This is a genomic window from Leclercia sp. G3L (genome assembly GCF_021117075.1).
GTDB lineage: Bacteria > Pseudomonadota > Gammaproteobacteria > Enterobacterales > Enterobacteriaceae > Enterobacter > Enterobacter adecarboxylatus_C.
Genome location: NZ_CP088265.1, coordinates 3,938,332 through 3,957,629, shown reverse-complemented (window position 1 = coordinate 3,957,629; position 19,298 = coordinate 3,938,332). Strand labels below are relative to the sequence as shown.

General features: G+C 56.9%; 18 protein-coding genes, 2 tRNA genes and 1 pseudogene. 9 read left to right on the top strand and 12 right to left on the bottom strand.

Annotated elements, in window-relative coordinates; all coding sequences use genetic code 11:
- Positions 1-249 precede the first annotated feature (249 nt).
- The 4 genes and pseudogenes from LRS40_RS20440 to LRS40_RS20425 all read left to right on the top strand — a co-directional run bounded on the left by LRS40_RS20440 (position 250) and on the right by LRS40_RS20425 (position 4,965).
- Positions 250-2,648 (top strand): annotated as a pseudogene (locus LRS40_RS20440) (DMSO/selenate family reductase complex A subunit).
- Entirely contained in the window at positions 2,632-3,264 is a 633-nt protein-coding gene (locus LRS40_RS20435) for a DMSO/selenate family reductase complex B subunit (RefSeq protein ID WP_142489217.1), read from the top strand. Before LRS40_RS20440 ends, LRS40_RS20435 begins: the two are co-directional and overlap by 17 nt.
- Positions 3,257-4,090: a DmsC/YnfH family molybdoenzyme membrane anchor subunit gene (locus tag LRS40_RS20430; protein WP_156263630.1), complete on the top strand. Its 834-nt coding sequence runs from the start codon at positions 3,257-3,259 to the stop codon at positions 4,088-4,090. Before LRS40_RS20435 ends, LRS40_RS20430 begins: the two co-directional genes overlap by 8 nt.
- Positions 4,090-4,965, top strand: a complete 876-nt coding sequence (locus LRS40_RS20425; protein WP_142489219.1) for a 4Fe-4S binding protein — start codon at positions 4,090-4,092, stop codon at positions 4,963-4,965. The genes LRS40_RS20430 and LRS40_RS20425 overlap by 1 nt, the downstream gene beginning before the upstream one ends.
- Positions 4,966-5,030: 65 nt before the next feature.
- On the opposite strand, the gene LRS40_RS20420 is transcribed toward LRS40_RS20425, so the two are convergent.
- The 3 genes from LRS40_RS20420 to mdtK form a co-directional block, all read right to left on the bottom strand.
- Positions 5,031-5,107 (bottom strand) — tRNA-Val (locus LRS40_RS20420).
- An 11-nt stretch (positions 5,108-5,118) separates the two neighbouring features.
- A tRNA-Val gene (locus LRS40_RS20415) sits at positions 5,119-5,195 on the bottom strand.
- A 151-nt stretch (positions 5,196-5,346) separates the two neighbouring features.
- Positions 5,347-6,720 carry an MdtK family multidrug efflux MATE transporter gene (gene mdtK, locus LRS40_RS20410; protein WP_142489220.1) on the bottom strand — a complete coding sequence of 458 codons (1,374 nt, stop codon included), beginning with the start codon at positions 6,718-6,720 and terminating at the stop codon, positions 5,347-5,349.
- Positions 6,721-6,943: 223 nt separating this feature from the next.
- On the opposite strand from mdtK, the gene LRS40_RS20405 reads away from it, so the two are divergent.
- Complete coding sequence (locus tag LRS40_RS20405; protein WP_142489221.1) at positions 6,944-7,588, top strand: riboflavin synthase subunit alpha; 645 nt, start codon at positions 6,944-6,946, stop codon at positions 7,586-7,588.
- 34 nt (positions 7,589-7,622) lie between these two features.
- Here the strand turns inward: LRS40_RS20405 and cfa are convergent, their stop codons facing one another.
- A complete protein-coding gene (gene cfa / locus LRS40_RS20400) occupies positions 7,623-8,771 on the bottom strand; it encodes a cyclopropane fatty acyl phospholipid synthase (protein ID WP_142489222.1) in 1,149 nt (382 codons plus the stop codon).
- Positions 8,772-9,051: 280 nt separating this feature from the next.
- Positions 9,052-10,248 (bottom strand): purine nucleoside transporter PunC, encoded by a 1,197-nt coding sequence (gene punC, locus LRS40_RS20395; RefSeq protein WP_231312511.1) that lies wholly within the window; start codon positions 10,246-10,248, stop codon positions 9,052-9,054.
- Between the two features lie 115 nt (positions 10,249-10,363).
- On the opposite strand from punC, the gene punR reads away from it, so the two are divergent.
- Positions 10,364-11,296, top strand: a complete 933-nt coding sequence (gene punR / locus LRS40_RS20390) for a DNA-binding transcriptional activator PunR (protein ID WP_156263633.1) — start codon at positions 10,364-10,366, stop codon at positions 11,294-11,296.
- Here the strand turns inward: punR and purR are convergent.
- The gene (gene purR / locus LRS40_RS20385) at positions 11,293-12,318 is read right to left on the bottom strand and encodes an HTH-type transcriptional repressor PurR (protein ID WP_142489225.1); all 1,026 of its coding nucleotides are present in this window, start codon (positions 12,316-12,318) and stop codon (positions 11,293-11,295) included. The two genes, punR and purR, sit on opposite strands and share 4 nt — an antisense overlap.
- Before the next feature lie 295 nt (positions 12,319-12,613).
- Between purR and LRS40_RS20380 the strand changes: the two genes are divergently transcribed.
- Positions 12,614-12,703 carry a YnhF family membrane protein gene (locus tag LRS40_RS20380; protein ID WP_106993692.1) on the top strand — a complete coding sequence of 30 codons (90 nt, stop codon included), beginning with the start codon at positions 12,614-12,616 and terminating at the stop codon, positions 12,701-12,703.
- A gap of 164 nt (positions 12,704-12,867) precedes the next feature.
- Entirely contained in the window at positions 12,868-14,034 is a 1,167-nt protein-coding gene (locus LRS40_RS20375) for an MFS transporter (RefSeq protein WP_142489226.1), read from the top strand.
- Between the two features lie 35 nt (positions 14,035-14,069).
- On the opposite strand, the gene sodB is transcribed toward LRS40_RS20375, so the two are convergent.
- Both sodB and LRS40_RS20365 read right to left on the bottom strand, forming a co-directional pair.
- The gene (gene sodB / locus LRS40_RS20370; RefSeq protein ID WP_231312510.1) at positions 14,070-14,651 is read right to left on the bottom strand and encodes a superoxide dismutase [Fe]; all 582 of its coding nucleotides are present in this window, start codon (positions 14,649-14,651) and stop codon (positions 14,070-14,072) included.
- A 122-nt stretch (positions 14,652-14,773) separates the two neighbouring features.
- Positions 14,774-15,577: a C40 family peptidase gene (locus LRS40_RS20365; protein WP_142489228.1), complete on the bottom strand. Its 804-nt coding sequence runs from the start codon at positions 15,575-15,577 to the stop codon at positions 14,774-14,776.
- A gap of 335 nt (positions 15,578-15,912) precedes the next feature.
- On the opposite strand from LRS40_RS20365, the gene grxD reads away from it, so the two are divergent.
- Positions 15,913-16,260 (top strand): monothiol glutaredoxin 4, encoded by a 348-nt coding sequence (gene grxD / locus LRS40_RS20360; RefSeq protein ID WP_032617810.1) that lies wholly within the window; start codon positions 15,913-15,915, stop codon positions 16,258-16,260.
- A 46-nt stretch (positions 16,261-16,306) separates the two neighbouring features.
- On the opposite strand, the gene rnt is transcribed toward grxD, so the two are convergent.
- From rnt to LRS40_RS20340, 4 genes are all read right to left on the bottom strand, one after another.
- Positions 16,307-16,957 carry a ribonuclease T gene (gene rnt, locus LRS40_RS20355; RefSeq protein WP_142489229.1) on the bottom strand — a complete coding sequence of 217 codons (651 nt, stop codon included), beginning with the start codon at positions 16,955-16,957 and terminating at the stop codon, positions 16,307-16,309.
- Between the two features lie 96 nt (positions 16,958-17,053).
- Positions 17,054-17,461, bottom strand: coding sequence for a lactoylglutathione lyase (gloA, locus tag LRS40_RS20350; RefSeq protein ID WP_142489230.1), 408 nt, complete (start codon positions 17,459-17,461; stop codon positions 17,054-17,056).
- Between the two features lie 83 nt (positions 17,462-17,544).
- Complete coding sequence (locus LRS40_RS20345) at positions 17,545-18,642, bottom strand: alkene reductase (RefSeq protein ID WP_142489231.1); 1,098 nt, start codon at positions 18,640-18,642, stop codon at positions 17,545-17,547.
- Positions 18,643-18,695: 53 nt separating this feature from the next.
- Positions 18,696-19,295 carry a TetR/AcrR family transcriptional regulator gene (locus LRS40_RS20340; protein WP_231312509.1) on the bottom strand — a complete coding sequence of 200 codons (600 nt, stop codon included), beginning with the start codon at positions 19,293-19,295 and terminating at the stop codon, positions 18,696-18,698.
- Positions 19,296-19,298: the final 3 nt, after the last annotated feature.

Below are 19,298 nucleotides of genomic sequence, written 5' to 3'. Positions count from 1 at the left end.
GCGTTATTAATCCATGAAAAATAAGTGTGGATGAAAACGCAAAATGAGCAAATCGGCAGCTCTGGGATACCCCTAAATCATTAGTTTTGTGAATGCGTATTAAATATAGCATTCACATACTCAATTGTTTTACCTGAATAAATCAAAAATAACGCGCCTGGCACAGGGCTCATTTTCTCAATTGATTCATATCAATTACCTCCCTGGGGTTATAGGGAAGAATGCACCTCTTTTTTGAGAGGGTACAACATGTCAGAACGCAAAGAAAAAAGGGAGGCGCTTTTTCCCGAAATCACGCGCAGAGGCCTGCTCAAGGCGGGCTCAGCCCTGGTGACGCTGCCCTTTGTCATGTCCGGTAAAGCAATGGCCGCGAAAACCGCTGCCGGTACGGCGCAGGCGTCCGCGGAGAGCGCAGAACGCGTCGTCCAGACCTGCAGCACCTTCGACTGTGGCGGTAAATGCGATATTCGCGCCCACGTCGCGGACGGCGTGGTGACACAGATCACCACTCGCCCGGATAACGCGCTCGATCCGCAGATGCCGGTGATGCGCGCCTGCGTGCGCGGCCGGAGCTATCGCAAGTTTGTCTATCACCCGGATCGTTTGAAATATCCGATGAAGCGCGTCGGTAAACGGGGGGAGGGGAAGTTTGAACGCATCTCCTGGGAAGAAGCCACCACGCTTATCGCCGACAACCTGCAACGCATCACCGCCAAATATGGCCCGGCGTGCCGCTTTGTGCACAACAATACCGCCACCAGCGGGGGCACCTTCTCCGGCGATAAAATGATGCGTCGTCTGCTCAATCTCACCGGAGGCTATCTGGAGTATTACCACTCGGTGAGCATGGGCAACACTGCCGCCGCGACGCCCTATACCTACGGCACGGCCGCCAGCGGTAACTCGCTGGATACCCTGGCCGACACGAAGCTGGTTATCCTCTGGGGACACAACCCGACCGAAACGATCTTCGGCCACACCAACCACTATTTTCAGCAGATGAAACAGAACGGCACTCGCTTTATCGTCGTCGATCCGCGTTATTCCGATACCGTGGCGTCGCTGGCCGATGAGTGGATCCCGCTGCTGCCAGCCACCGACAACGCGCTGATGGACGCGATGATGTACGTTATCGTCAGCGAAAACCTGCACGATAAAGCCTTTATCGAACGCTATACCCAGGGCTTCGACGAGGCCTCCATGCCGGAAGGCGTGCCCGCCAACGAGTCGCTGGTGGCTTACCTGATGGGGGATAAAGACGGTCAGGTCAAAACCCCGGAGTGGGCGGAAAAGATCACCCGTGTTCCGGCACAAACGATTCGCCAGCTGGCGCGGGATTACGCTAACACCAAACCGGCGGCGTTGATTCAGGGCTGGGGGCCTCAACGACACAACTGTGGCGAGCGTACCGCCCGCGGTTCGACGCTGCTGGCGACTCTTACCGGCAATGTCGGCATCAAAGGCGGCTGGGCGGCGGGATACGGCGGCTGCGGCAATCGTAAATTCGCGGCGGGCCCGGAGATGCCGGACAACCCGGTCAAAGAGAGCATCTCGATCATGAACTGGGTGCAGGCCGCCGATGATGCCAGCAAAGTGACGGCGGAAGCGGGGCTCAAAGGGGCGGATAAACTCAACAGCAATATCCGTATCCTCTTCTCGCTGGCGGGCAACTACCTGGCGAACCAGAACCCGGATCTGCATCAGGCGGTGAAGGTGCTGGAGGATGAGTCGAAGATCGAGTTTATCGTCGCCAGCGATCTCTACATGACCCCGAGCGCCCGCTATGCGGATCTGCTGCTGCCGGAAACCAGCTTTATGGAGCGCTGGAACATCGGGGAAACCTGGGGGACGGCAAGCTACCTGATCCTGTCGGAAAAGCTGATCGAGCCGGAGTTTGAACGCCGCTCTGACTATGACTGGCAGCGTGAAGTGGCCGCTAAGCTGGGGATTGAGCCGCAGTTCAGCGAAGGCCGCACCGAGCAGGAGTGGATTGAACATATCTGGGAGCAGACCCGCCTCTCCATGCCGGATGAGCAGTTGCCGACGTTCGCTGAGCTGCGGGAAAAACGTCAGCACCTCTTCAAAAGCAAGCCGTATGTGGCCTTTGAAGACAACATCCGCGATCCGCAGAATCACCCCTTCCCGACGCCGTCCGGGAAAATTGAGATCTTCTCGAAGCGTCTGTACGACATGAACAACCCGGAAATCCCGGCGCTGTCGCATTACGTTCCGGCACACGAAGGCCCGGAAGATGCGCTCGCGAAACAGTTCCCGCTCCAGCTGATCACCTGGAAAGGAAAGAACCGCGCCAACTCCACGCAGTATGCCAACCCCTGGCTGCAGGAAGTGCAGGTCCAGAAACTGTGGATCAACCCGATGGATGCCCAGCAGCGGGGGATCCGCCAGGGGGACAGCGTGCGCATTCACAACCAGCGCGGGGTCTGCCAGGTGCCGGCGGAGGTGACCCAGCGCATTATGCCTGGGGTGGTCGCCATGCAGGCCGGGGCTGGTGGCAGCCGGATGCCGACGGCGTCGATCACGGCGGGTGTGCCAACGTTCTGAGCTCCGCACGTATTACTCCGCTTGCGAAAGGCAATTCTCATCAAACCATGCTTGTGGAGGTCGCAAAGTATGAGCCAGCAGTATAAGGAATACCCACCGGTCAGCGATAAGCAGCTTGGCTTTTTCATTGACTCATCACGTTGCTCCGGGTGCAAAGCCTGCCAGGTGGCCTGTAAAGACAAGCATAACCTCGAGGTGGGGCGACGTTTCCGTCGCGTCTATGAGGTGAAGGGCGGCGGCTTTATCCCGACCGGACAGGGGGGCTATGCCAATAACGTCTATGCCTTCACCCTGTCGATCTCCTGCAACCACTGCGCGGATCCGATTTGCACCAAAAACTGCCCGACCACGGCGATGCATAAGCGCCCGGGGGATGGCATTGTCCGCGTCGATACCAACAAATGCGTCGGCTGCGGCTACTGCGCCTGGTCGTGCCCTTACGGCGCGCCGCAGATGAATGAGGAGGCCGGGCAGATGTCAAAATGCGATTTCTGCGTGGATTTGCAGGCCAAAGGCGAACAGCCGATCTGCGTCGCCACCTGCCCGTTGGGGGCGATCCAGTTCGGGCCGATCGAGGAGTTGCGCGCGAAGTATGGCAATCTCTGCGACGTGCAGGGCCTGCCGGCGTCGTCCATTACTCAGCCCAATCTGGTGATTAAACCGCATCAGGGTGCAGAAAAAGAGGAACAGCCGCATGCATGAGTTACCGCTTCTGATTTTTACCCTGCTGGTACAAGGCTCGGTTGGCATGACCCTCTTCCTGACGCTATCTGCCCGGGCGGGATCGCGCGTGCCGGAGGTCAAACCCCAGCTGCTGCCGGGCATGCTGATAGCCTGTATTGCCGGCGGCCTGGGGCTGATGGTTTCCACCCTGCACCTCGGCTATCCGCTCAACGCGTTTAATGCCCTGCGCCACGTCGCCAGCTCATGGCTGAGCCGTGAGATCGTCTTTGCCAGCCTCTATCTGGCTGCACTTGGGCTTTGCACGCTGGTGATGCTGGTCAGAAAGCAGCTGATCCCGCTGTTACTGCCCTTGGCCGCCGTGCTGGGGCTGATTGACGTCTGGTGCATGAGTGCGATCTATGCTCATACCTCCGTCATTACCTGGAGCCATTTCAACACCTGGCTGATGTTCTACGGTGCCGTTGGCGTGCTGGGCGCGGTGGCGCTGGCATGGCTGCCGATGCTCAAAGCACGCTCCGTGGCCCGGGAGCGACAGTCAGTGATGCGCTTCGCGGCGGCGATGGTGGTGGCGATTGTCGCCATACGTCTGCTGGCACAGCCGGACTATATGGCTCATCTGGCAAGTGCCAGCCTGAGCGGCGTTATCACCCTGCCGCACCAGCCGATGGAGATCTTCACCCGGCTAAGCGGTCTGCGGCTGCTGAGCTGGACTTTATCCGCGGTCGGGGCGCTGCTGTTTGCGGTAAGCGCATGGCGTCAGGGCAAGTTCGGGTTGATGGTCGGTAGCCTGCTGCTGGTGCTGTCTGAAGTGTTGTTCCGCTTTATGTTCTTCTGCATTAACTGATGGCGCGCTTTCGCCTGACGCAGATCCCCGCGCCGCCCGGCGTGGGGGAGTCCTGCTTGCGCAAACAGCTTCCCCGCCACGACTGTCAGGCGTGTATGGTGGCGTGCCCGGTGCAGGCCATTACCGCCCCTGCCACCACGCCGGTGATTAACGAGGCTGAATGCCTGCAATGCGGCCGCTGCCTGTTCGTCTGTCCGGCGGATGCGCTGCAAAACATTCGGCCTGAAACCCGCCACTTTACGGCATCGACGCTGGTTGCGCCTTTTTCCACGCTGGAGCCGTCCGTAGAGGAATTGCTGATGTGGCATCAGCAGCACGGGATCCGGGCGGTGGAAATGGAGATGGATGCGTTTCCCGGCTGGGTGCGCGCCGTCGCAGCCCTGAATATCCGGCTTCGGGAACTGAATGCCCCTGTCTGGCAGATCGTTGCGCCGCAGCGAAAAGCGATCAACACCGGGAGGCGACACTTTATTAAGGTTCGCGAAGTGGACGTCCAGTCATCCACCGTGAGCGTCGGGGTTCGGGCCCGTCGTCAGACTTTTTCAGCACTCAGCGAATATCAGCTGTCGCTGGATCGAGCGCAATGCACGGTCTGTGGGGCCTGCGCCAGGGTCTGTATGGAGAAGGCGCTGAGCCGGGGCGAGGGGGCGCTGACGTTCTCGTCGTCATCCTGTACCGGCTGCAACAGCTGCGCCGTGGTCTGCCCCGTGGACGCGATTCGCATCCACAGACAGGTGGGTGAAAACAGGGTGTTGCACTTTCCGTGGATTCAAAAAACCTGCCGATGCTGTCAGCGGGCTTTTTATACCTTTGATCCGGAAACAGAACGCTGTGCGGTGTGTCAGCGGCATAAGTACGGAATGCGGGAAGCATAAAAAACGTGTGACAACAGGGTGATTTATAAGAGAGATAAAAAAGAATAACTGAGGACTAACTGAAATGGTGCGTCCGAGTGGACTCGAACCACCGACCCCCACCATGTCAAGGTGGTGCTCTAACCAACTGAGCTACGGACGCACTGTAGAGAATGGTGCGTTCAATTGGACTCGAACCAACGACCCCCACCATGTCAAGGTGGTGCTCTAACCAACTGAGCTATGAACGCATTGTTGTGTGTGACAACGGGGACGAATATTAGCGGCAGCGCGGGCATCAGGCAAGAGGAAAACTGCAAATTTCTTCACGAATTCACGCGATTGCTGTATTCCCGCGCAAAATGCGGAGAAAGTAGCCGCCCGCGGGCGGCTACTGCGCAATTAGCGTGCAGCGCGTTGCAAAATCACGCTGGATGGCTGGCGCTGCAGGAAGCGCATGCGCAGCATCATCATGATTGCGGCAGAGGTTAAGCCGATAATAAAGCCCATCCAGAAGCCGGCAGGCCCCATCCGATCCACCACCAGGTCGGTGAGGGCCAGAATATAACCGCTCGGCAGCCCCAGCACCCAATAGGCGATAAAAGTGATAAAGAAGATCGAGCGGGTATCTTTATAGCCACGCAGCACGCCGCTGCCGATCACCTGAATGGAGTCGGAGATCTGATATATCGCCGCCAGCAGCATCAGCTGAGAGGCAAGGATCACCACTTCCGGATTATCGTTATAGAGCAGGGCGATCTGCTCCCGCAGCGTGACGGTGAACAGTGCGGTGCACACCGCCATGCACACCCCGACGCCAATCCCGGTGCGGGCGGCGGTTTGCGCATCCAGGGTTGAGCCCTGGCCGAGGCGATACCCGACGCGAATGGTCACGGAGGCGGCCAGCGACAGCGGCAGTACGAACATCAGGGAGCTGAAGTTAAGGGCTATCTGGTGACCGGCCACGTCGACAATCCCCAGCGGGGAGACCAGCAGCGCCACTACCGCAAACAGCGTCACTTCGAAGAACAGCGCCAGAGCGATAGGCAGACCCAGCTGTACCAGACGTTTCACTACCGCCATGTCCGGCTTGCTGAAACCGGCTTCGTAGCGAATATCGCGCATGGAACGGGCGCGCTTTACATAAGACAGCATGCCGAAGAACATCACCCAGTACACCGCTGCCGTTGCCACGCCGCAGCCGACGCCGCCCAGTTCCGGCATGCCGAAATGACCGTAAATAAAGACGTAGTTCACCGGAATATTCACTAACAGCCCGATGAACCCCATCACCATGCCCGGTTTGGTCTTCGCCAGACCTTCGCACTGGTTACGCGCTACCTGGAAGAATAAATAACCTGGCGTCCCCCAGAGCAGGGCGCGTAAATACCCAACGGCTTTATCCGCCAGGGCCGGATCAATATTGCGCATGGCGTGAATAATATAGCCCGCGTTCCACAGGACGATCATGATCAGCACCGAGACAAAACCGGCCAGCCAGAACCCCTGGCGGATCTGATGGGCAATACGCTCCCGGCGCCCGGAGCCGTTCAGCTGGGCAATAGTAGGGGTTAGCGCCAGCAGCAGGCCATGTCCAAATAAAATCGCCGGCAGCCAGATAGAGGTACCGATGGCTACCGCAGCCATGTCGGTGGCGCTGTAGCCACCCGCCATCACGGTATCGACGAATCCCATCGAGGTTTGGGCAATTTGCGCCAGTATTACCGGGATCGCCAGAGCTAATAACTGACGCGCTTCAATCAAGTACTTCTGCACGTGAACACCTTTGATATTGTTGTTATTTGAAAGAGAAAAAGCCGCTGCGAAAAAACAGCAAGAAGAAGATGCGGGGAATTCCAGCTATTGTAGCGGGGATAGGCTAATTATCTAGTGAAAAAATCGCCAGAAAAGGTGGGGTACTGGCAACCTCTATTTTCAACTGTTATTGTGGTGCGATAAAACGGTGTCATCACCGAAGGAACAAACAGGAGTCGTAAGCATGTTTACTGGTATTGTGCAGGGCACCGCGAAACTGGTGTCCATTGATGAAAAACCCAACTTCCGAACCCATGTTGTCGCCCTGCCGGATGAGATGCTCGATGGGCTGGAGACCGGGGCATCGGTTGCGCACAACGGTTGTTGTCTGACGGTCACCGAAATTAACGGTAACCTGATCAGTTTCGATTTAATGAAGGAAACGCTGCGTATCACCAACCTTGGCGACCTGGCCGAGGGTGATATTGTTAACGTGGAACGCGCGGCAAAATTCAGCGACGAAATCGGCGGGCATTTAATGTCGGGCCATATTATGACCACGGCTGAAATTTCTAAAATCCTGACCTCAGAAAATAACCGCCAGATCTGGTTTAAAGTTCAGGATCCGTCGTTAATGAAATACATCCTCTATAAAGGATTTATTGGCGTGGACGGCATCAGCCTGACGGTGGGTGAAGTGACGCCAACCCGTTTCTGCGTTCACCTGATACCGGAGACGCTGCAGCGCACGACACTCGGCAATAAAAAGCTGGGCCATCGGGTCAATATTGAAATCGATCCGCAAACCCAGGCGGTGGTCGATACCGTAGAGCGCGTGCTGGCAGCCAAAGAGGCAGCAGCCATCCAACAGACGCTTAACGACGCGTGATAAAAAAACACCCCGGCATGCCGGGGTGTTTTTTTTAGCGCGCCACCCGCAGGCCGTGCTCCACGCCGCGGCTGAACACCACCTGCCACAGGTGAATATCGCGGGCGCGAAACGCTCCGGCACAGGCATTCAGGTAATAGCTGAACATCCGTTTAAATCGTTCGGAATAGTTGTCTGCGATCTCCGGCCAGGCGGCGAGAAAACGTTCATGCCATGCCATCAGGGTGGTATCGTAATCAGCGCCGAAATTATGCCAGTCTTCCATTACAAAATGGGGTTCGCTGGCATTTGCAATCTGGCGAACTGAAGGTAAACAGCCATTCGGAAAGATGTATTTATCGATCCACGGGTCGACGCGATGGTCGGTTTTTTGTGAACCTATGGTGTGCAGCAGAAACAGACCATCCGGCTTCAGGTTACGATCCACCACCTCAAAATAGGTGCGGTAGTTCTTCGGCCCGACATGTTCGAACATCCCCACGGAGACGATGCGATCGAACTGATCGCGCAGGTCGCGGTAATCCTGCAACAGGATGGTGACATCAAGCCCCTCGCAGCGCGCCTGAGCCATTTTTTGCTGTTCAGCAGAGATGGTCACACCCACCACGCTGACGCCATAGTGATGCGCCATAAAATGCGCCAGCCCGCCCCAGCCACAGCCAATGTCGAGCACCCGCATGCCGGGTTTCAGCTGCAGTTTTTCGCAGATAAGACGTAATTTATCCTGCTGGGCCTGTTCGAGGGTGGTCGCCTCTTTCCAGTAACCGCAGGAGTATTGCATGGTGGGGTCGAGCATGCGGCTGAACAGGTCATTGCCGAGATCGTAATGCTCTTTACCAACGATCCAGGCACGCTTTTTACTCTGCAGGTTGAAGAGGCGGGCAGTGGCGATCCGCAGCGTATCCTTGAGGTGGCTGGGCAGCTGTGTTTCCAGGCCCGCCCGCAGGACGTTATTGAAAAAGATATCCAGCCGCTCACACTCCCACCAGCCGTCCATATAGCTCTCGCCAAGACCCAGCGAGCCCTGCTTCAGGACGCGTTTAAAAAAATCGGGGTGTTTAATTTGTAGATCGGAGGATGCCGGGCCGTTGATGGTGATACCCGCGCGGCTCAGCAATTCATTGACTATCCGGAACCAGTCATCATTCCGGATGCTGACTTCTTCTATACACGATGAACTCATAGCTTCTCCATCACCTGATGTGATCAGAATCCATAAATAGCGTAGACGCTCTTTATGGAGAGTGAGAAATTTCACGGCGTGACCCGTGAGGCTAATATCCGACGTAGAACAGAGGAAGGGAGAGGACCCTTGCCGAAAGGCCATCCATGGTAAAACGGGAGCACTCCGGCTCCCGTTAACACTTAATATTTTTAGTATTTATCAGAACGCTTCAGTCAGTATAGGACTGATAGGGTAGTGATTCAACAGGATATTGTTAGCATGCTAATCAACTCGCCCGTTATGCCTGTGAAGACCCGGCCTGCAGCCTGTCATCCTGCTGTTCTGCGCGCACGTACTGCATCCGATAGCCAAGCGCCGCCAGCACCACGGTTGCTACCATCACGCTGGTGGTGGTCAGCAGCGGGGTGGCAATCAGCCACGACACCATCAGGCTCGCCAGGAAGCAAAGGCCCAGTTGAAGGGTGTTCTGCAGGGCGGCAGCGCTGCCGGTCGCCTGCGGGAAGGGACGCAGGGCCTGCGCCACCACAATCGGGTAGATCGCGCCGTTTGCCACCGCCATCAGGCAGAAGGGGATCAGCAGCTCAACCAGGCCCACGCCAGGGATAAACCCAACGGCCCAGGTGGCGATCACGCTGAGGGCAAACAGGCCCAGCAGCCACGGCAGCATCTGGTGACCCTGCCATTTCTGCAGCGCGGCACGGCAGCCATAGCCACCAATCAGGAAGGCGATGGTCTGCGGCACGTAGCTCAGGCCGATCGCCGCCGGGCTGTAACCCATATCGCTGAGGATAAACGGCGAGCCGGTCAGCCAGGCGAAGAAGCTCGCAGAGCAGGCGGCGTAAATCAGCACATTGCCGCGGTAGGTGCGCGAACGTAACAGCGATAAAAAGGTGACGCGTTGTTTAGGTTGTTCATTTTTCACTGCCGCTGGCTTCAGGCTGAAAGCCGGGATCATCAGCACCAGGGTGATAACAAACAGCACTGCAAAAATCGCCTGCCAGCTGAAGTGGGCAAGGATCCAACTGCCGAGCAGCGGCGCCAGCGCCGGAGAGAGTCCGACCAGCGGCATGATGGTGGCAAAAATACGGTTAGTGCGCGAAGCCGGATAGTAGTCGGTTACCAGCGCCTGCCACGTGACCGCTGCGGCACAAACCCCCACCGCCTGGATAAAGCGCAGCACCAGCAGCCAGGTGGCATCCCGGACCCACAGCATACCGAGGCAGCCGAGGGCGAAAATGGCTAACCCTGCCAGCAGTACCGGCTTACGGCCGAAGCGGTCGGACATCGGTCCCCACAGCAGCTGGGCAAAGGCAAAGCCCGCCAGGAACAGGCTCAGGCTGGCGCTGATGGCCGCCGCCGGGGTTTGCAGATCCTCCTGCATGATCGAGAAGGCAGGCAGGTACATATCGGTGGCGAGGAAGCCCAGCACGCTTAAGCCGCCGAGCCAGACTAAAAATCCTTTCCCGGGTGTCATTGTTCTATTCTCCGTTTGGGCGCAGGTTTGGGTAGCCGCTGAGTGTAGGGAGTGCAAACCCGCTTGTGAAACGCTAATATTTGGCGGTTGCATTCAAAAATTTTGCAGGCAGAAAATGTGGTCAGAATATTCTCTTGAAGTGGTGGATGCCGTCGCCCGTAACGGCAGCTTCAGCGGAGCCGCGCAGGAGTTGCATCGCGTTCCGTCCGCCATCAGCTACACCGTGCGTCAACTGGAAGAGTGGCTGGCGGTGCCGCTGTTTGAGCGGCGTCACCGTGACGTGGAGCTTACCCCTGCCGGGATGTGGTTTCTGAAAGAGGGACGGTCTGTTATCAAAAAAATGCAGATCACCCGCGAACAGTGCCAGCAGATTGCCAACGGCTGGCGCGGACATATCTCCATTGCGGTGGACAATATCGTCCGCCCCGAGCGTACCCGACAGATGATTGTCGATTTTTACCGCCACTTTTCGGACGTCGAGCTGCGGGTGTCCCAGGAGGTCTTTAACGGCGTCTGGGACGCGCTGGCGGACGGCAGGGTGGAAATGGCGATCGGCGCCACCCAGGCGATCCCGGTCGGGGGGCGCTATGCGTTTCGCGATATGGGTACGCTGAGCTGGATCTGCGTGGTCGCCAGCCATCATCCGCTGGCCGCCATGGAAGGGCCGCTCAGCGATGATACCCTGCGCAACTGGCCCTCGCTGGTGCGCGAAGACACTTCCCGCTCGCTGCCGAAACGCATCACCTGGCTGCTGGATAACCAGCGGCGGATCGTCACCCCGGACTGGGAATCGTCAGCCACCTGCCTCTCGGCCGGGCTGTGCGTGGGGATGGTGCCGGTGCACTTTGCCCGTCCGTGGATCGACAGCGGCAAATGGGTGGCGCTGTCGCTGGAAAATCCCTTCCCGGATGCGGCGTGCTGCCTGACCTGGCAACAAAACGATATGTCACCGGCCCTGGCCTGGCTGCTGGATTATCTGGGAGACAGTGAAACGATGAACCGGGAGTGGCTGCGGGAGCCAGAGGTACTGACTCCCGGAGAGGATTAACGGCGGTAGTCGCGGAACGGTCCGTCCGCGACGGAACGGCGTTCAATCAGGCGCGGATGCACCTCAATGGACTGGGACTCTTCACGCTTGTTGACGATGCGGTCCAGCAGCATGTTGAAGGCGGTCTCACCCAGCGAATCTTTCGGCTGGTGAATGGTGGTCAGCGCCGGGGTAAAGAAGCGGGCGTTGCGCACGTTATCATACCCGATCAGCGAAACGTCCTGCGGGACGCGCAGGCCCATCTCATCGGCGGCACAGAGTGCACCCATTGCCATAATATCCCCGCCGCAGAAGATGGCGGTCGGACGCGGGCTCTGGGAGAGGATCTGCTGCATGGCGCGGTAGCCGGACTCCGGCTCAAAGTCGCCCTGCACGATCCAGTTTTCCGGCACCGTGATTAACGCCTCTTCCATCGCTTTCATAAAGCCCGCCAGACGCCCGGCCCCGGTGTTGCGCTCCAGCGCTCCGGGGATCACGCCGATTTCACGGTGGCCGCGTTCAATCAGATAACGACCGGCCATGTAGCCGCCTTCGAAGGCGTTATCGATTACCGAGTCGGTAAAGTCGGCCTTCGCTTCGCCCCAGTCCATCACTACCATTGGAATATTGCGGTACTCTTCCAGCATGGTGAGCAGGGATTCCGGGTATTCGGAACACATCACCAGCAGACCGTCGACGCGCTTCTGCGCCATCATCGACAGATAGGCCCGCTGTTTTTCGAGGCTGTTCCAGGCGTTGCCGAGGATCAGGGTGTAGCCTTTCTGGAAGCAGTTCTTCTCTACTGCTTCAATAATTTCTGCGAAATAGGGCGCTTCGCTGCTGGTCGCCAGCAGGCCGATCGATTTGGTGTGATTCACCTTCAGACTGCGGGCCACGGCGCTGGGAGAGTAGTGCAGCTCTTTAATGGCCGCCCAGACGTTGTTGCGGGTCTCTTCCGCAACAAAGCGGGTTTTGTTAATAACATGTGATACGGTTGTAGTGGAAACGTTTGCGCGTTTCGCCACGTCTTTAATTGTTGCCATCAGATGTCACTCCAGACCATATCTAAGCTCCTGAAAAACCAATAGGTAAACGTTTGCCTTCACTCGCCCTAATTGCGCAATTTGAATTGCGGTACGCCGGGAAAACGACACAGGACGTCAGGAGGGGGTCAATGGCCGGTACGCTAATAAATTTAGCGTGGAATTTTGTCTTATCTTGGCCAAAAGGGGAAGAGCAAAAACCGATATCAATCTAAATCCAGCAAGATTTTTACCCTGAACTGTGTAAAAATGAGCAGGCTCACTCTTAATAGGGTGATTAAAAGGAGAAAAATTGATGAGTACCGATCTTAAGTTTTCGCTGATTACCACCATTATTGTTCTGAGTCTGATTGTTGCCAGCGGTCTGACGGCGGCACTGCACTGATTGATGCGGGAGAGGTCAGCTCTCCCTCGTTCCTTCCGCTGATTGTTACGCGCCCTGCAAAAATCTTTTGCCAAATTGTTAACTTCTCATTTTTTGTGATTGGTGTCATGCTTTCGCCTTCATTGTTCTGTGTCGCCTGACGACACGGTGTCTGGAGTTGAAGTATGAGAATCAATTTTCCGCTGCTGGCCCTGGCCATTGGCGCCTTTGGTATCGGCACAACCGAATTTTCCCCGATGGGCCTGCTACCGGTTATTGCCCGGGGGGTAGATGTCTCTATTCCCGCTGCGGGCATGCTGATCAGCGCCTACGCCATCGGCGTGATGGTGGGTGCGCCGCTGATGACCCTGTTGCTGTCCCATCGCGGGCGTCGCAATGCGCTGATCTTCCTGATGGCGATCTTTACCGTCGGTAACGTCCTGTCGGCGCTCTCGCCGGATTACACCACCCTGATGCTGTCGCGTATTCTGACCAGCCTGAACCACGGCGCCTTCTTTGGCCTCGGGTCGGTAGTCGCCGCCAGCGTGGTGCCGAAGCATAAGCAGGCCAGCGCTGTCGCCACCATGTTTATGGGCCTCACCATCGCCAATATCGGTGGGGTGCCGGCCGCAACCTGGATGGGCGAAGCGATTGGCTGGCGGATGTCCTTCCTGGCGACCGCGCTGCTGGGCGTGGTTTCGATGATTGCGTTGTTCTTCTCCCTGCCGGCTGGCGGGGCGGGCGAAAAACCGGAGGTGCGCAAAGAGCTGGCGGTGCTGCTGCGTCCGCAGGTGCTGTCTGCCTTGCTGACTACCGTCCTCGGAGCCGGGGCGATGTTCACCCTCTATACCTACATTGCCCCGGTGCTGCATGACATCAACCAGGCGACTCCGGCCTTTATCACCGCCATGCTGGTGCTGATTGGCGTCGGTTTTTCCATTGGCAACTACCTGGGCGGCAAGCTGGCGGACAAATCCGTGAGCGGCACCCTGAAAGGCTTTTTACTCCTGCTGATCGTCATCATGCTGGCTATTCCGTGGCTGGCGCGTAATGAAGTGGGCGCGGCCGTGGCGATGGTGGTGTGGGGCATGGCGACCTTTGCGGTGGTACCGCCTTTGCAGATGCGCGTCATGCGCGTGGCCAGCGATGCGCCGGGGTTATCGTCGTCGGTGAATATTGGTGCCTTTAACCTCGGGAATGCGCTGGGGGCGGCGGCCGGTGGGGCGGTCATTTCCAGCGGGATGGGCTACAGCTTTGTTCCGGTGATGGGGGCCATTATTGCAGGCCTGGGGCTTATTCTGGTCTTTGCCTCGGAACGAAAACAACCCGAGCCGGTTTGCGCTACCGAATAAAAATAACGCCGAAGGAGTTCCCTTCGGCGTTTTTATTATGCCGCGAAGTTCTTCGCCACAAATTCCCAGTTTACCAGCGCCCAGAAATGCTCGAGGTAATTCGGGCGCGCATTACGGTAATCGATGTAATACGCATGTTCCCAGACGTCGACGGTCAGTAGCGGAATAGCGCGGGTGGTTAACGGCGTTCCCGCATTAGACGTAGAGACGATCGCCAGTTTGCCGTCGGCCTCTTTTACCAGCCAGGTCCAGCCTGCGCCAAAGTTCTTCACCGCCGCATCGGTAAACTTCGCTTTAAATTCCGCAAAGCTGCCGAACGCAGCAGTAATGGCTGCCGCCAGTTCACCCGTCGGTTCGCCGCCGGCATTGGGCGCCAGGCAGTGCCAGTAGAAGGTATGGTTCCACACCTGAGCGGCGTTATTAAACACGCCGCCTTCTGACGTGCGTACGATCTCTTCCAGGGTTTTCCCTTCAAAGGCGGTACCGCCGATCAGGTTGTTCAGGTTGGTGACATAGGTCTGGTGGTGTTTGCCGTAGTGGTACTCCAGGGTCTCCGCAGAGATGTGCGGGGCCAGGGCGTCTTTTGCATACGGTAATGCAGGTAATTCAAACGACATTGCTTCTCTCCTTATTATAGTGATCCATTCAATAGCCCTACTGAATGAAGGGATAGAGTAGCAAATTGAAAGATTATGCAAAAGAGGAACTTACCCCGCAGGCGTACCGGCGGGGCAGGGGATTAACGGAGGGTGTTGGCCTTCATCACGCGACGTGCGCCGACGTAATGACGCTGCCAGTAGTCTTCGCTGAGGGAGGTGATCTGAATGTCCTGGCCGGTACGCGGGGACTGAATGAATTTGCCGTTACCCACGTACACGCCAACGTGATCGGCGGTACCACGGCCCTGGGTGCGGAAGAACACCAGATCGCCGCTCTCCAGCTCACCGCGATCGACCGGAGAGGCGTCACGGAGGTGGTACATTTCATTAGCGGTGCGCGGAATGCGGAATTTAACCAGATCTTTATAGGCATAATAAACCAGACCGCTGCAGTCGAAGCCGGTACGCGGAGAGGAACCGCCCCAGCGATAAGGTTTGCCGATCTGGCCCATCAGCTTATTCATTGCCGTTTTCTGCGCTTTCTGCACCCGGACTTTATGCGCTTCGGCAAGAGTCGTGGTCTTGCTGGTTTTTACGCACTGCGCTTTACGCCCTTTACGGGTGGTGCATTTTTCTGTCACAACGCGGGAGGCGGTTTGCGTGGTTCTGCTGGCGTTGCGGGAGGTGGTGCGGCTTTTTTTGCTGGAATGCGTTGACTGTGTTTTAGCGAGGCTTTTTTTGGTGCTGCTCTTTTTACTGGTGCTCTCTTTTTTTGTGGTTTTGCTGGTACTGCTTTTTTTCTTAGGTTCGGTCGCTTTCGCCAGATGCGTTTTATGCGCGGCAGAAGGCCGCGCCTGCTCTGAGGCGTTAGCCACCGGCGTGAATGTGAGAGAAGTAAACAGCAAAGCACAGAGCGTGATCGAGAATTTATTTATTCGCGCCACTGGCAATCCCCTGGTAATTGCAGGTTATAAATAAACCTACTTATGATTTACAAAACTCGTCGATTCTAATCTATAAAAAGGCCCAACGTTAATAAACTTTTTGCATCTAAAACTGTGTTTCGTTAGCGAGCGCAAAAAATCACAATTTCGCAGCGGCGTTTTGTGCATTAGGTGAACAAAACCGCAGGTAATCTCGCGATAAGTTAGGTTCTAAATGCATCTTTAAGGGACGCGCGGTAAAATCATATAAGTGACAAAAATGTTATTTTCCGTTGTCGGTCTGAAACGCTACAATGTCAGACGATTGCCGTAACAGAAGTTAAAGGAAGCAAAACATGAGCACTACTATTGAAAAAATTCAGCAGCAGATTGCTGAAAACCCGATCCTGCTGTACATGAAAGGTTCTCCGAAACTGCCAAGCTGTGGTTTCTCCGCTCAGGCGGTCCAGGCGCTGTCTGCCTGTGGCGAACGTTTTGCTTACGTTGATATTCTGCAGAACCCGGATATCCGCGCTGAGCTGCCAAAATACGCAAACTGGCCGACCTTCCCACAGCTGTGGGTTGACGGTGAGCTGGTTGGCGGTTGCGACATCCTGATTGAAATGTATCAGCGCGGTGAACTGCAACAGCTGATCAAAGAGACGGCTGCGAAATACAAATCTGAAGAGCCAGGCGCCGAGTGATTTACCGGGCCCGGTAAATAAAAAAGCGACCACAAGGTCGCTTTTTTTATGCGTTGCTGTCGGCTTCCGGCAGCGGCCAGCCGCCAAGGCGTTTCCAGCGGTTCACAATTTCACAAAACAGCTCCGTGGTGCGCTCGGTATCGTACAGGGCAGAGTGCGCCTGGGTGCCATCAAACTCAATACCGGCGGTAATGCAGGCCTTCGACAGCACGGTTTGCCCCAGCGCCAGCCCGCTTAATGCGGCGGTATCGAAGGTCACAAACGGGTGGAACGGATTACGCTTCAGGGAGGCGCGCTCGGCGGCGGCCATCATAAAGCTGTGATCGAAGGTCGCGTTATGCGCCACCATAATCGCGCGATTACAGTTCTGGTCTTTCATGCCCTTGCGGACCATTTTGAAAATGGCATGCAGCGCCTCATATTCACTGACCGCCCCGCGCAGTGGGTTATGCGGATCAATGCCGTTAAACGCCAGCGCCTCCGGCTGCAGGTTCGCCCCTTCGAAAGGTTCGACGTGGAAATGCAGCGTGGAGTCCGGCAGAAGATCGCCTTGCTCATCCATTTTCAACGTGATGGCGGCAATTTCCAGCAGCGCATCGGTTTTGGCATTAAATCCAGCGGTTTCGACATCAATGACGACAGGATAAAAACCACGAAAACGGTCGCACAGACCGGTAAGTTGAGCGTTATCGGACATCTGGATCTCTTACAAGGGGAAAAAAGCAGTGGGCATTATGGCAAATTTTGCAATGGGATGCAGTAAAACAACGGGCGCATGGCGCGCCCGTCAGGATCAGTTGCCCAGACCGCGACCGGCGTCTTTGGCTTCGATCAGTTCGATTTTGTAACCGTCTGGATCTTCGACAAACGCAATCACCGTAGTGCCGCCTTTAACCGGACCCGCTTCACGGGTGACGTTGCCGCCGTTGCTACGGATACGCTCGCAGGCTTCCGCGGCGTTATCCACTTCCAGCGCGATATGGCCGTAGGCGGTACCCAGCTCGTAGCTATCAACACCCCAGTTGTAAGTCAGCTCAATCACCGCTTCTTCGCTCTCTTCGCCGTAACCGACAAAGGCGAGGGAGTATTTGTATTCCGGGTTTTCGCTGGTGCGCAGCAGGGTCATGCCCAGCACATTGGTGTAGAACTCGATGGAACGTTGCAGATCGCCAACGCGCAGCATGGTGTGAAGTAGGCGCATATTATCCTCTTAGCTTTTTATCATCTTGAACAGAAACGATGTTTTAGTATAGCGGCGAATTGTCGCCGCTATCAATGAAGGGATTATAAAGAAGGATAATCGGTATAACCTTCCGCGCCGCCGCCGTAGAAGCTCTCCGGACGCTGCGGGTTCAGCTCGGCCTTGCGCTCGAGGCGCGCCACCAGATCCGGGTTGGCGATGTAGGCGCGGCCAAAGGCTACGGCGTCAATCAGCCCTTTGTTGATCAGATCTTCTGCTTTCTCTGGCGTATAGGCACCGGCACCGATGATCACGCCCGGGAAAACGTCGCGCACTTTCTGGCGGAAGGCGTCGGTGTAAGGCTCGCCGCCGGCCCAGTCTGGCTCAGACATGTGCAGATAGGCGATGCCGCGTTTTGCCAGCTCTTCAATCAGGTAGAGCGCGTCGGCTTCTTCGTTCGGGCCGTTGTCGACGTTCTGGAAGGATCCGATTGGCGAAACGCGGATCCCGATGCGATCGGCGCTCCACTCTTGTGATACGGCATCAATCACCTCCAGCACCAGACGGGCGCGGTTCTCTACGCTGCCGCCGTACTGGTCGGTACGCTGGTTAGAAGACGGTGACAGGAACTGGTGCAGCAGATAGCCGTGGGCACCGTGCAGTTCGACCAGGTCGAAACCGGCTTCACGAGCATTGGCGACCGCCTGACGGAAATCGTTAACGATGCCCGGGATCTCGTCCAGCTCCAGCGCGCGCGGCGTGGTAGTGTCGACGCGGATCGCATGGCCGTTTTCATCACGCAGGGAGGTGCGGGTGCCCGCATTGAGGGCAGAAGCAGAAACCGGAGCCTCGCCGCCAGGCTGGATGCTGCTGTGAGAGATACGACCGGTGTGCCACAGCTGGACCGCGATGCGACCCTCTTCGGCATGCACGCCGTCGGTGATCTTCTTCCACGCCGCGATCTGTTCCGGGCTGTGCAGGCCAGGGGCACCCGCATAGCCTTTGGCCTGTGCGGAGATCTGGGTGGCTTCAGAGATGATCAGGCCCGAGCTGACGCGCTGGCGATAGTATTCACCCATCAGCGGCGTTGGAATATCGCCCGGCTCGATGCTGCGCAGACGGGTAAGGGGTGCCATAAAGACACGGTTGGGTGCAACGATCGCGCCCACTTTAAGCGGGGTGAATAATTTTTCGGCTGACATAGTGGCTCCTGAGTAGACCGGTCGTCTAGTAATTAGCTAAATAAAAACGCCTGTTATACGCCAGGCGTTGCAAGGATGTTCTTAACATGGTCCAGCGCGCTCTCCAGCGGCAGCGCGCTGCGGGATATTTTGGCCTGCAGGTTAGCGCCCAGCCACAGGGAGTAGAGCACCTGGGCCTGGGTGAGCGGTTCGCCGACGAAGGTCAGTGACTTTTCATCACGCCCTTTCGCCAGCGCCTGCGCCAGCAGGGCGATCACGCCCGTGGCGCCTTTATCCATCGCCGTGCGCATATCTTCGGAAAGATCGCACACTTCGGCTGAGAGTTTAACCGTCAGACAGCCGCTGATAATGCCCTGAGCACAGAACTGAGCCAGCGTCTCCTGGTAATAAGCCAGAACACGATCGCGACAGTTCCCCTCGCCGCTGGCGAAGTGCGTAGCCAGACGCTGATGGTAGCCCGCATAGTGGCGCTCCAGCAAAGCAACGCCAAACGCCTCTTTGGAGCGGAAGTAGTGATAGAACGACCCCTTCGGCACATCGGCGGTTTTCAGCAGTTCGCTCAACCCCATTCCGGTAAACCCGCGGTGCATGCACAGCCGCTCGCCGGTGGCCAGAAGGTGTTCGCGTGTATCGTGTTCAGTATGCTTATTCATGTC